The following is a 12,612-nucleotide window of genomic DNA, read 5'->3' on the forward strand; positions in this document are numbered from 1 at the left end:
GGTTCCAAAAACATTGAAAGGATACCTTGTAATGCTTTCCAATTTGGCGTTCCTGCTATGGTTACCACTATTTGCCAAAGGCCAAGACCGTCCGAATATCATATTGATCGTAGCGGATGATCTTGGATTTGGGGATGTGGGATTTAATGGGAGTGCATTTGCGACGCCCCATATTGATGATCTGGCCAATAAGGGCATGATTTTGAACAGGTTCTATGTAACACCGGTTTGCTCACCTACTCGGGCGGGACTGATGACGGGGCGTTATCCGGATCGTTTTGGATTGAGGGAAACGGTCATTCCTCCTTGGAGGGATTTTGGGGTGGATACTTCAGAGGTGTTTTTGCCTGAAGTGCTTGGTAAGTCAGGATACCGTCATCGCGCAATGTTGGGAAAATGGCATTTGGGTCATTCCAGAAAAGAATATCATCCCCTCAGTCGTGGATTTACCCATTTTTATGGCCATTTTAATGGTGCTATCGATTACTTTACACATGAGCGAGAAGGAGAACTGGATTGGCATGATGATTACGAGAGTAGCTATGAGGAAGGATACGCTACCGATTTGTTGGCAAAGGAGGCGGTGTCTTGCATTCGAAAATACAAAAGCGATGCCCCATTTTTTATCTATCTCGCGTTCAATGCGCCACATAGTCCGCTACAAGCCAAGGAAGAAGATTTGATTGCTTGCGGATTTGATCCTGATCAGCCAAGATTCCCCCATCAGGAAGCCTATGGAAAAGAAGGCAGGGGAAACACAAAAGAGCAAACGTATCATGCTATGGTGATGGCGTTGGACCGGGGGATAGGAAAGGTCATGGAAGCATTGGAAGATGAAGGGATCGCTGATAATACCCTAGTGATTTTTCATAGTGACAATGGTCCCGCACCAGGCTACGCAGGAAGTTCAGGTGGCCTGAGAGGTCACAAATTTCAAGAATGGGAAGGGGGCGTAAGAGTGCCTGCTGTGGTCTATTGGAAAAATCACATCAATGCAGGTCAAAAAAGTGAGCAGGTCATGGGCTATATTGATCTATTACCTACCCTGGCGGATATTGCAGGCTTTGATGGAGGATTTCCGAATGCACTAGATGGGAGGAGTATGCTCACTATTTGGAGTGGACAACGGGAAACAATTGAACGGAATTTCTATCTGGGATGCGGTGCTGCAGTGGGAGATCGATGGAAATTGGTCCTAAAAAATGGGGGAAATCCAAACATGGATTTAAAGAGTGATGCAATATTTGACCTATGGAGTGATCCTGCTGAAGCGAAGAATAAAAGCAATGAAATGGGAGAAGTATATCAAACTTTAAATTCATGGATTGAGGAATATGAGTCCATCAATCCGCCTATGGAGGTACCTGCATATCATGTCGGAAGAAAAGGATTTAAAGCACCCAAAGAATGGAATGTTGATGACTTTTAGCGGGGCAGTGATGTTTTGGAGTATTTGGCAAACTGAATTATAACATGTTATAGTACTTTAAATTTGGTGATGACCAAGCACCATTCCTATCATTGAAGCATATGTAAGATTTTATGATGGATTTGTCATATTTTGGATCTTTTGAATTCAGTAATATAGCACTAGCATTTCGCTTTACTAAAATGCCAAGAATAACCCATTATAATCTGAACAAAACATGAATGCTAAACACCGATTTTTGAGCTTATCAGTAGCCGTTTTGACTCCGGTTTTATCCTTCAGTAGTTGCCAAAAAGCGATCAAAGATGAGCAGGAGGAACCAAAGCGGCCAAATATTATATTGATCATGTCAGATGACATGGGATATTCAGACTTGGGGTGTTATGGCGGTGAGATCAATACGCCAAACCTCGATAAACTAGCAGCGAACGGGCTCCAATTTACCCAGTTTTATAATACAGCGCGGTGTTGCCCAACACGTGCAAGCCTGATGACGGGGCTTTATCCCCATCAGACAGGGATCGGCCACATGACCAATCCGCCTCAAAGTGATCATCACGACTACGAGCTTCCAGGTTATAGGGGTGCTTTGAGTCAGCATACGATTACCCTTGCGGAGCAATTGAAGGGGGCGGGGTATCAGACCATGATGACAGGCAAGTGGCACTTGGGAATGGAAGAAGAAAGGATGTGGCCGCTGCAGAGAGGCTTTGATAAATTTTATGGTATTTTGGCAGGAGCGGCTAATTTCTATTCGCCGACTTTTCCAAGGGGTATTACCGAGCAAAATGATACCACTGCTATCCATGATCCGGACTACTACACGACAGATGCTTTTACGGATAAGGCTATCGAGTTCATTGACAAGGGCCAACAAAAAGAACCTTTCTTTCTTTACTTGGCGTATAATGCTCCCCATTGGCCTATCCAAGCACCGAAAGAAGATGTGGACAAGTACCGGGAAAGGTATAGGAATGGCTGGGGGCAATTACGGGAGGAACGATATAAGCGCATGAAGAAGATGGGATTGATCCGTGAGGATTGGCCGCTATCTCCCCAAGATTCCAATGGCTGGGATTCACTTGATGGTGCAAAGAAAGATGAAATGGCCTTGAGGATGGCCATTTATGCAGCCATGGTGGACCGGATGGATCAGAATATCGGAAAGCTTATGGACTATCTGGAATCTCGCGGTGAGCTGGACAATACCGTGATCATGTTCATGAATGACAATGGCGCCTGTGCTGAAGGTGGGCCTTTGGGCGGCGGGCCTGCGGAGCAACTTGAAACGAAGAAAGGGTATTTTCTGACCTATGGCCGATCTTGGGCAAATGCCTCCAATACACCCTTCAGGGAATACAAGCATTGGATTCATGAAGGCGGGATCGCCACCCCTTTTATTGTCCATTGGCCGGAGGGGATCAAAGACACCCGGAAGGGCACCCGAGTAGATGCTTATGGCCATCTTCCGGATATCATGGCCACCTTTATTGACTTATCGATGTCCGAATACCCCGCTACTAAAAATGGCAAGGCACTTCCCAAGCTAGAAGGTGAAAGCCTACTGCCTTTGATCGCCGGGAATGGTGAGATGGACAGAGATAAACCGATATTTTGGGAACATGAAGGGAATAAGGGTGTTCGGGAGGATAATCTCAAACTGGTCATGAAATGGGACAATGAGGCAGAGCAGCATTGGGAGCTCTACGATATGGAAAAGGACAGGACAGAACTTCATGATCTGTCTGGAGAAATGCCCGATAAAGTAGAAGAAATGGCTGCGCTTTGGCAAGAATGGGCTGCAGCAAACCAAGTGGAGCCATGGGACAAGATCCAAAAGATACTAAGCTCGAAGTAAATGGCCGAAGATGCTGCCCAATATGGAATGAAGTCGATTTGGGTAAATTGGGTCTAAATCATCATGGCAAAAGCCATTACCTATTTTCTCATTTTCCCAAGATTTCGACCTTTGCCATTTTGGTGAGGGCTACTTTTCCTTTGGTGTCATATTCCAACTCGATATAGTTGATTTTGGCATCTTTATCAGGTACGGAATAGGGTAATGAAGACATGCCCTTGGTCATTACGCCCGAGGCTTTGGCGTCGTATTCTTTTTTTTCGCCACCTTTCATGACAATGGTGATTTTTTTAAGCTGTAATGTGCCTTGAATGCATTTGAGCTTGATCTTATCGACGTTTTTCTCTTCGCCAATTAACGTGACTCGGTCTGTTTCATTTTTAAACGAGACGGTTTTCTCTCCCAATTTGGTCCAGCCTTTTTCTTGACCATGGACATTTAATGCCAAAAGAAACAAAATCGAATAAACTAAAAGATATTTCATAGGACAGTAAATTGTTGATTTTATCAGGGAAATCACTTTTAAACTATTAATAACCTGAGCTCGACTTATTTTTAGTATAAAAAGCGTCTTTGCGACCCATTTTTAGGTGGATGTGGGTTGGAAAAGGGTGTGGCAACTCGCCGCGGCGAGCTGCCACTGCCTCCACCCGCTCAGGCCTACCTCTAAGCCTCGCAGTGACGGTTTTATAATCGAACTGAGGTTAATAGAGAGATGTCAGCCTGGGCGGAGTCGAAGGCTAGACGTTGGACCTCGACTCCGCTCGGACTGACGCTTTTTACCTGAATTAAATAACTTCATAAGATAAAAAGCGATTTTCCTAGTTTATTTTATAACAATTTACCAAAATTAAGTGAATTATCTAAATGTATTTTAGTCTAAAAAAATTGTTTTCTTTACTGAAGTTTATTGGTAAACATTGATAAAGTAAGGCTGTAATTTATGATTTGACGGATGATTATGGGAAAAGGTGCAGGGGTTTTCCGTATCCATAATTGTAAGATGGATGAAGCGCAATCCCTATATGACATAGGATAAAAAATGTAGTTGTGGAGATTTATGAGGGGGGCTTGGCACGCATAAACTCCTTTTGGGGCAAAGCTTAACAATAACTTCTTTTACTATTGATGGAATTTGAGGCTTGCTTATATAATTTCGTGGTTTTGAAATTGGGTAGAAGAAGATTAGCCATTACAGCTGATCGGATTATCCTGGGCAGTTGGATGCTAAAAGTGAAACTAAATAAAAAATGGACAGCTGTCAGCACACAGATATTGAATTACTAAAAGGCTTAAAGCAGGGATCATGGGAGGCTTTTGAAGGATTGTATCAAAAGTACTGGCAAAAAATCTATGCTGTCAGTAGGTCCGTTACCAGGGATGAGGAATTAAGTAAAGATTTCGTCCAGGAGATCTTTTTGGACCTTTGGAAAAGGAGAAGCCAGCTGGAGATAAAAAACGTGTATGCCTACCTTTACCAAGCCTCAAAATATAGATTGATTGCCCATATTCGCCGACTAGAGCAAGAGGAAATTTTTTTAGATGAATTTAACCAAATGCTTGCTCATAGCCCCATTGAGGACTATTTGCATTACAAAGAACTGGATGAGCATATCAAGGATTGCCTTGAAGTACTGTCCCCAAAGTGCAAGATGATTTTTTACCTCAGCCGATACGATCAGCTATCCAATCAGGAGATAGCCCAGCAGTTGAAAATATCAAAAAGTACCGTAGAAAACCATATCAACAAAGCACTGAACCATCTCAGAAACTCCCCTGAAGTGAAAATGGCCTTTATCATTGCAGCATCATTGTCTGTAGCGGTATAGTGTCAAGTCAAACCTAAACCTACGTGTAATCCAGTGCGTCTATTGGCCGATATCTGTGTTATAAAAATACTTGCTTGGCTACGGTTAAGGAAGTCATTTTGTGCCATGATCTTGTCCAAAACCCACCACCGCCTTCCCCATCATTTAAGTGTTGACTTGACACTAGTGTTAACCTATTTTTACCATTGTTATTTAATCGTTAAATCCGTCTAAATGACCATTTTTTTATAGGTGCAGTCCTCATTAAACACCACTATCAGGTCAAAGGACAACATGAATGGTGGATAAAAAACAACTCAATGAATTATTGACACGCTACCTGAGCGGTAAGACCAGTGATGAAGAAAACATGCTGGTGGACCGGTGGTTTGAAAAGACCTTTTCAGAGGAGGCCACGGAATCTGATCAGGACCTTTTGATCATTAAAGAGGAGATATTGGACCGAATCAAAGCGAATAAGGATAAGGTGAGCACTGGAAAGCAGTTTTACATAAACCAACTTTCTCTATGGTGGAAGGCTACTGCAGCCATTCTTGTTATGCTCGCTGGCGGATACTGGATTTATACGGTCCATTCACCCAACGAAAAATGGCTCACCCAATCGACAGGAAATGGTGAACAAACTAGCATCACCCTTCCTGACGGTTCCCATGTCATGATCAATGTGGCTTCAAGTATCCGCTATCCTGAGGAATTTGGAGATAGCAGCAGGGAAATAGTGCTGTCCGGAGAAGCTTTTTTTGATGTCGTCTCAGATCCAGATAGACCTTTTAGGGTGGTGACTGAAAAGGTCTCTACAGAAGTGTTGGGTACACAGTTTAATATCAATGCCTATCCTTCTGGGACATCTCAGGTCAGTGTGTTTGAAGGAAGTGTAAAAGTTCATGCTGCCAATGATCGGGATCAGTCAGAACTCCTAAGGGTAAACCAGGCGGTATCCATTGGCAATAATGGGGAGCTCTTAAAGCATCCCGTAAACCTGAAAATGGTCGGTGCTTGGAGAAAGCAGATAAGCTATCTTGATGGCACATCACTTAATGAACTGGCTACGCTCATCGATAGGTGGTATGGTTACAAGGTTCATTTTGTGCCAAAGGCTCTGGGAGACTGTGCATTTTCAGGCAAACTAAAAATGGGAGAGCTCGAAGTTTTGCTCAATCAAATCAAGTTTATAAAGGAAATAGATTGGCAAATAACAGCAGAGAACAAAATAGTATTTAACGGAAACCCCTGTAACTAACATGCCTATGTAACACGTTGTCTAACCTCACATCCAAAAAAGCCCATACCTGATTGCAGCAGGTACGGGCCAGATCGATTTCATTAACATCAGTTAACAATTACAAATTTATGTATTCCATTATCTTAAAACAATCGATTTTGATATCGAAACGACTATTTTATGCCTTTATGGTTCAGTTATTTGTGATGCAGGTGCTTGTGGCCAGTTCATCCAATGGCCAGGAGCCGGAGCAAATCACCTTTTCCCTATATGCCAATGAGGCGGCATTTACGGATGTATTTCATCAGGTAGAGCTCAAAACAGACTTGGTTTTTCTCTACGATAAACAAATTGCCGAGAGCGATGACCGGTTTAGCCTTCACCGTGACCATATTAGCCTGGCAGAACTGCTGGGGATGCTGGAGCGTAGAGGCCTTGAATTTAGGAAGGACGGTGATAATATTTCCGTAAAATCGATGGCCGACAGGTATGCCAAAAAGGAAATTACGGGCAGGGTGACCAACGAAAACGGAGAGCCTCTCCCTGGAGCGACCATTCTTATTAAAGGTTCCAATGTAGGAACCGTTACGGATATAGATGGTTACTACCGTATCCAAGCCGAGGAAGCGGGGGTGTTGATATTCAATATGCTCGGATATAAAAATCTCGAAGTGACCATTGATGGGCGAAGTGAAGTCAATGCGGTCCTTCGGGAAGAAAGTACCGACTTGGACGAGGTGGTGGTCATGGGCTACAATACCATCGAGAAGCAGCATGTGGCTTCGTCCATAGCCGAAATGGACATGAAGAGGGCTAAAATGCGTCCTATTTTTAAGTTGCAGGAAGCTTTTAGCGGTACGCTACCCGGCGTGACGATGCTCCAAGGAAGCAATCTTCCAGGAAGTGTACCCGGGACGATAAACATCCGTGGGATCAGTACCCTCCAAAATGCCGATCCATTGGTAATCGTGGATGGTATGGAGCAGTCCCTTACGGACATAGACCCCAATGAAATCAAGAGCATCAGTGTGCTTAAAGATGCTGCTTCTGCTTCGATGTATGGATCCAGAGGGGCGAATGGGGTCATCATCATTACTACCAACAGGGGCACGACCGGGCAGTTTAAGGTGGACTTGCATTCTTGGGCTGCCGTAAATGATCCCATTGATTTGCCAACTTTCGTAAATTCTGCTGATTATATGCGCCTGAATAACGAAGCACGAGGATATCAAGGGCAGACACCGCAGTTTACTGAGGAGGATATTGCCAATGCGGTCAATGGGAATTCTACGAACACCGACTGGCTCGATGAGGTAATGGAAAGAAGGGCGCATTCCTATAACATGTCCGCCAATATCTCCGGTGGTGGTGGAGTAGGTACCTTTAACCTGATGCTGGGGTACTTGAAAGAAAACGGTCTCAATACATATGAAGGATCTGAAAGGTTCAGTGCACGGTTCAATACTGATATCCACATTGATTATAAATTTGTACTTCTTGCGGATTTTTATGCGCGGAGATTACAGGTAAATAGGCTGCATGCCAATTCCGATGGGCACGGACTTTATAAAATCGCCTGGAGGATGAACCCCACCCAGCCTGTGTTTTATGATTCTGATCTTCCCGACCATTATATTCTCCACAATGAGATGAACCCTGTGGCATCCATTAACCACGGCGGTGAGCGAAACAATCTATACGATAGAAGTACCATCAACTTACGGCCACGCTACCATATTAACGATAACCTGCACATCAATGGCAACATTTCCTATATGATCAATAAATCCGCCAACAAGTATAAGCGGGAGACTTTCAAATTTTTTGATGGAGACGGTATCCCCGTGACCACTTGGGCGAATGATGTGGATTCGGATCAGGGCGTGAGTGTCAGCCAACTCACCGCAAGGGCCAATATCAATTATGAGCGGGACCTGAGAAAGGAGCAGGATAAGCTCTATCTCGTAGCCGGTACAGAAATCATGAACTATAACTATACCGATTACAGGGAAATTGCAAAAGCTTCCTTCTATTCAAAACTCAATTATTCCTTTGATGACCGTTACCTTTTGGAAGTAACTGCCCGGGGTGATGGTAGCAGTAAGTTTGCTCCAGACCATCGCTGGGGATTTTTTCCATCAGGGGCTTTGGCATGGAATGCCCACAACGAAAGGTTTCTGTCCGGGGTCACTCAGAATGGGCTGATCAGTAACCTGAAAATCCGGCTTTCCTATGGGCTAATCGGAAATGAAAATGTGGATCCATACCTGTGGCAGGAGGTAGTCAATAACTGGGGATGGACGATGAGGGTACCCAATCCGAGCTTTAGCTGGGAAAAGCAACGTCAGGGCAACATCGGAGTGGATTTGGCGATGTTTGATAACCGTTTCCGCTTTACTGCAGAAGTATATCAGAAGCATTCCTTTGACCTGATCTATTCTGAGTTTCCTGTACCACCTTTGACGGGATCACATAGTTTGGAATCAGCCGTCAATGTTGGAGAGGTAGAGAACAAAGGCTGGGAACTATCGGGATCTTGGAGTGATAATATCGGTGAACTGTCCTATACCGTGGGCGGGATGCTGTTTGAAAACAACAATAAAGTGCTCAAGGCAGGGTACAATGAATCGGATACCTTGATCTTTAAGGACAATAACGAAAAAATCTGGTATCGCGGAATTGCCTTGGACAATTACTATGGCTTCGAAAGCGATGGGTATTTCCAAAACGAGCAAGAGGTGGAAGAAACTTCTGCTAAGCTTCCTAACACCCGCCCAGGCGATATCCGTTACGTGGATCAAAATGGCGATGGTGTCATTAATGATAAGGACCGTGTAAACCTCGGTGATCCCTTTCCCCATATGAACTATTCGATCACCCTGGATCTGCGGTACAAGCGCTGGGATTTTAGCTTCCTCGGCCATGGTGTAGGGAGAAGGACCGGTAGGCTTGGAGGACAAGAAGGATTTCCAATCTTTATGGATGGAGAAAACAATGACCTTGGTGCTCCCCGCCAATACTATATGGACAATAGATGGACGCCGGACAATCCCAACAGCCGTTTTCCACGGGTGTGGACCGGAACCACTCCTAATTCCGAACTCAGCGATGTCTGGCTTGGTGATGCTTCCTTTTTCAGGATCAAGACCTTGCAGCTAGGATATACCTTCCCTCGGATCACTAAGGGAGTCAAGAACATGCGAGTGTATATCAATGCCCAAGATGCCTTCACCTTTACCAACTGGGAAGGACTGGAGCCAGAAAGAAACGGAGGCACTGGCAATTACCCAAGAATGGCCAGTTACAGTTTGGGCGTAAAATTCACAATTCTCTAATCAAGAAAAGACTATGAAAAAAGTAATTTATATCATCGTTTCCGTTTTCATTCTATCAGGGTGTGAAACCTTTCTGGACAAGACCGATCCAACGGCTACCTCTTTTACGGAATTCTTCAATGATGAAGACGACCTAAGAAGGGTTACCTATAGTAGTTTTTATGACGTCTTTACCCATCACAGCAATAGAAGGAGCTTACTGTATATGCTGGATGGCCGATCTGACAATGCATACGCCAGGGATTTTAGCGACCACCACCAGGCCATCGCCAATGGAACCCTGAATGCCAGTAACGTTGGGATGGAGTATTATTATGCGACCTATATGAAGCATGTGGGCCGGCTCAATACTTATATCGATAATATCAGCGAACCCTATGTAGAAGATGAAAGCATCAGGACCCGATATGAAAATATCCTGAAAGGTCTGAGGATGTGGCATTACTTTAGGCTCACGTTCTATTGGGGAGATGTTCCCTTTACGCTGGAGCCGGCTGACCTTGATGAGGCCAGGCAGCCTGCGATGCCCAAGGAGGAGATTTTGGAAACCATCTTTCCAATGGCAGAGGAAATAGCCAATCAGCTTCCCATGGATGAATACACCTCCAACAAATACATGTTTAACCAATTGTCCCTGAAAGCAGTGATCATGCGTTACGCCCTTTACCATGGTCGGTACGAGTTGGCTGCGAGACTGGCCAAAGAAATTATGGACAGCGGAAACTATAGCTTGCACCCAAATTACGGGGATCTTTTCCAGTATGAAGCAGCCTCCAACAACAATGAATTTATCGTGCACTTGGATGAGGAAAGCCACAGCGGTAGCACTTCTTATTCCTTTAGGGATTTGGGACCGCACTTCCGTACAGGTAATGGCCAGTCCTATTGCGTGCCGTTAAAATCCTTAGTGGACAGCTACTGGACCAAGCAGGGCCGACCTATCGAAAACTGCCCTCTTCATACCAAGGAAGAATATGAGCTGGATCCTAACCTGAACAGGGATCCCCGGTATCAAGCCTCTATCATGGGACATGGGGATGAATTCTACGGGGAAACCATCGATATCTACAATTCCAATAATCCGATGTTTTATGAAAACCAAAGAGCAAGTAAATCCGGTTATTGGTTTAAGAAATTTGTGTCAGAAAATGATGCTTTCCGAAATGGTAACATGGAATACGGTTTATTGCGGTATGCGGAAGTCCTGTTGACTTATGCAGAAGCCAAGATCATGTTGGGTGAGGTGGATGCATTGACCAAAGAATGCATCAATCAGGTCAGGGAGCGAGCTGGACTGGATATGAGTGTGGCCGATGTGACCCTTCCTACGTTCAGTAGCTTTGGCCAAGAGGAATGGATAGACTTGGTACGGAATGAAAGAAGGATTGAGTTTGCAGGAGAAGGCTTGCGCTACGCAGACATCCTCCGGTGGAGAATAGCCGAAGAGGTGCTGAACCAGTCGGCTTTAGGTCATACCCGGATAGAAAATGGACAAGTGACCAGTCTCAAAATAGAGGACAGGACCTTTTCTAACCATCAATACCAATGGCCATTTCCTGAGAGTAGTCTAAAAGTAAACCCAGGATTGCGTCAGAACCCTGGATATTGATAAGCAAGTAAGAAGAACGGTTTGGACTTATAGATTAAGCATCAGCCAGGGCCGATGTGAAGGTAACCGAGGAATGGGATGGATACGTCTGTTCCCATTGATCCCCAAATTAATGTTGTTTAATTTAAGCGAGGAGAGGGTATGTGTTTTATCCTTCGACTCCACCCATGGTGACACTCAATGAGTACCTTAACTAACCGGCATTGAATCCAGTTTTATGAGAACACAAAGCCCCTAAATGGTTTTTTTAGAGGGCTTTGTTTTTATTGGTGTTCACTACTTTGCCCAAGGATCATAAGACATCCAGTCCACCTCCATTTCATAAGGTTGTAGGGGTTTTTCGATAGACAGCGGATTGGTTTCCACAGGCCAAGTGGCGGTATGCCAAAAATTCATTCGGTAATGTGTTCGGTGCTGGGGTATGCCCACTTTGGATCCTTGATAGTCCCACAATATTACCTTGTTACCACTATCGGGATGAATTATCCACCAGCGGATGCGGTCCTCAAACCAGTCAAAACCATAGGTATAAAAAGCAGATGAGGCATCAAAGTCAGGAATGGCCATAATGGTTTCAGGTTGGTTTTGTTTGCCGGTTAAAGCCTTACGTGTACCTGTATGGCCTTCTCGATAGGTGGTTTCATAGATTATTCCTTTGGTTAGATTAATGGTTCTCCCAATTCGTTTTAACTTTCCTTTATGGCCTCCTGTCCACGTACCAATATAAATTACCGTTGGATCAGCAGGGAGCCACTCGAAATCAATTTCACTCAGCCCGGCCAAACTGTCATCATGGTAGGTGAAATACCCCACGACTGCTCCGATGTTCGGCTGAGTATCACTTACTTTTGGAATTTTCAACCGTGCTGAATAGCTTCCAAAATGCGTGAAGTCTTTGGAGATAATCTCAGGACCCCGACCTGCCCCGGCCTCATCCTCAGGGTCTATTTTAAAAGAAAGAATACGAGTCCCCGGCTCTGATGGGGAGTTTACACCCAGCTTGTATTTAAAACTCGCTTCGGTTCCCGTGGAGCCATACCTAAAGTAGTTGGAAACTGAATCCTCAAAATGCTCAACAAATGAAGAATGCTTATCATCCGTTTGGGAAAAGGCAAGAAAGGGAATGGAAAATAATAGTGCCAATAAGATGTGTTGTTGCATTATTGTTCCCGGTTGATTATAGTGGGCAATATACAAAGGAAGGCTAGTTAAATTATCGCCCATCCGAAGAATAGTTGGTCTTGCTGATTTCTGTTGGGGAAAGCTTGAGTTTTTGGGTAGGGAATTACGTAGGTAAGTTCAACTTAGTATGGTTTTTAACCCATCATAA

Annotated in this window: 8 protein-coding genes; 6 read left to right on the plus strand and 2 right to left on the minus strand. The window is 44.4% G+C overall.

Translation table 11 applies throughout. The annotated features are described in order from the left end of the window. Positions 1 to 13 precede the first annotated feature (13 nt). Entirely contained in the window at positions 14 to 1,429 is a 1,416-nt protein-coding gene (locus FDP09_RS14900) for an arylsulfatase B (protein ID WP_222840288.1), read from the plus strand. Between the two features lie 217 nt (positions 1,430 to 1,646). Next, complete coding sequence (locus FDP09_RS14905; RefSeq protein ID WP_137403430.1) at positions 1,647 to 3,287, plus strand: arylsulfatase; 1,641 nt, start codon at positions 1,647 to 1,649, stop codon at positions 3,285 to 3,287. Positions 3,288 to 3,375: 88 nt separating this feature from the next. Here the strand turns inward: FDP09_RS14905 and FDP09_RS14910 are convergent, their stop codons facing one another. Further along, positions 3,376 to 3,771: a DUF2541 domain-containing protein gene (locus FDP09_RS14910; protein WP_137403431.1), complete on the minus strand. Its 396-nt coding sequence runs from the start codon at positions 3,769 to 3,771 to the stop codon at positions 3,376 to 3,378. Positions 3,772 to 4,537: 766 nt separating this feature from the next. On the opposite strand from FDP09_RS14910, the gene FDP09_RS14915 reads away from it, so the two are divergent. The 4 genes from FDP09_RS14915 (at position 4,538) to FDP09_RS14930 (ending at position 11,282) form a co-directional block, all read left to right on the plus strand. Next, positions 4,538 to 5,116: an RNA polymerase sigma factor gene (locus FDP09_RS14915; protein WP_137403432.1), complete on the plus strand. Its 579-nt coding sequence runs from the start codon at positions 4,538 to 4,540 to the stop codon at positions 5,114 to 5,116. Positions 5,117 to 5,393: 277 nt separating this feature from the next. Beyond that, positions 5,394 to 6,356 (plus strand): FecR family protein, encoded by a 963-nt coding sequence (locus FDP09_RS14920; RefSeq protein WP_137403433.1) that lies wholly within the window; start codon positions 5,394 to 5,396, stop codon positions 6,354 to 6,356. A 140-nt stretch (positions 6,357 to 6,496) separates the two neighbouring features. Beyond that, positions 6,497 to 9,673 carry a SusC/RagA family TonB-linked outer membrane protein gene (locus FDP09_RS14925; RefSeq protein ID WP_229683378.1) on the plus strand — a complete coding sequence of 1,059 codons (3,177 nt, stop codon included), beginning with the start codon at positions 6,497 to 6,499 and terminating at the stop codon, positions 9,671 to 9,673. A 13-nt stretch (positions 9,674 to 9,686) separates the two neighbouring features. Continuing rightward, positions 9,687 to 11,282, plus strand: coding sequence for a RagB/SusD family nutrient uptake outer membrane protein (locus tag FDP09_RS14930; protein WP_137403435.1), 1,596 nt, complete (start codon positions 9,687 to 9,689; stop codon positions 11,280 to 11,282). A 276-nt stretch (positions 11,283 to 11,558) separates the two neighbouring features. On the opposite strand, the gene FDP09_RS14935 is transcribed toward FDP09_RS14930, so the two are convergent. Then, the gene (locus FDP09_RS14935; protein WP_137403436.1) at positions 11,559 to 12,443 is read right to left on the minus strand and encodes a glycoside hydrolase family 16 protein; all 885 of its coding nucleotides are present in this window, start codon (positions 12,441 to 12,443) and stop codon (positions 11,559 to 11,561) included. Between the last annotated feature and the right edge of the window lie 169 nt (positions 12,444 to 12,612).

Origin of the sequence: Echinicola rosea (genome assembly GCF_005281475.1) — a bacterium.
GTDB classification, from domain to species: Bacteria; Bacteroidota; Bacteroidia; order Cytophagales; family Cyclobacteriaceae; genus Echinicola; species Echinicola rosea.

What these genes read in the sequence shown, in the direction of transcription:
- FDP09_RS14905 (WP_137403430.1), top strand. Translation starts at nt 1,647, where the DNA reads ATGAATGCTAAACACCGATTTTTGAGCTTATCAGTAGCCGTTTTGACT.
- FDP09_RS14910 (WP_137403431.1), bottom strand. Translation starts at nt 3,771, where the DNA reads ATGAAATATCTTTTAGTTTATTCGATTTTGTTTCTTTTGGCATTAAAT.
- FDP09_RS14915 (WP_137403432.1), top strand. Translation starts at nt 4,538, where the DNA reads ATGGACAGCTGTCAGCACACAGATATTGAATTACTAAAAGGCTTAAAG.
- FDP09_RS14920 (WP_137403433.1), top strand. Translation starts at nt 5,394, where the DNA reads ATGGTGGATAAAAAACAACTCAATGAATTATTGACACGCTACCTGAGC.
- FDP09_RS14930 (WP_137403435.1), top strand. Translation starts at nt 9,687, where the DNA reads ATGAAAAAAGTAATTTATATCATCGTTTCCGTTTTCATTCTATCAGGG.
- FDP09_RS14935 (WP_137403436.1), bottom strand. Translation starts at nt 12,443, where the DNA reads ATGCAACAACACATCTTATTGGCACTATTATTTTCCATTCCCTTTCTT.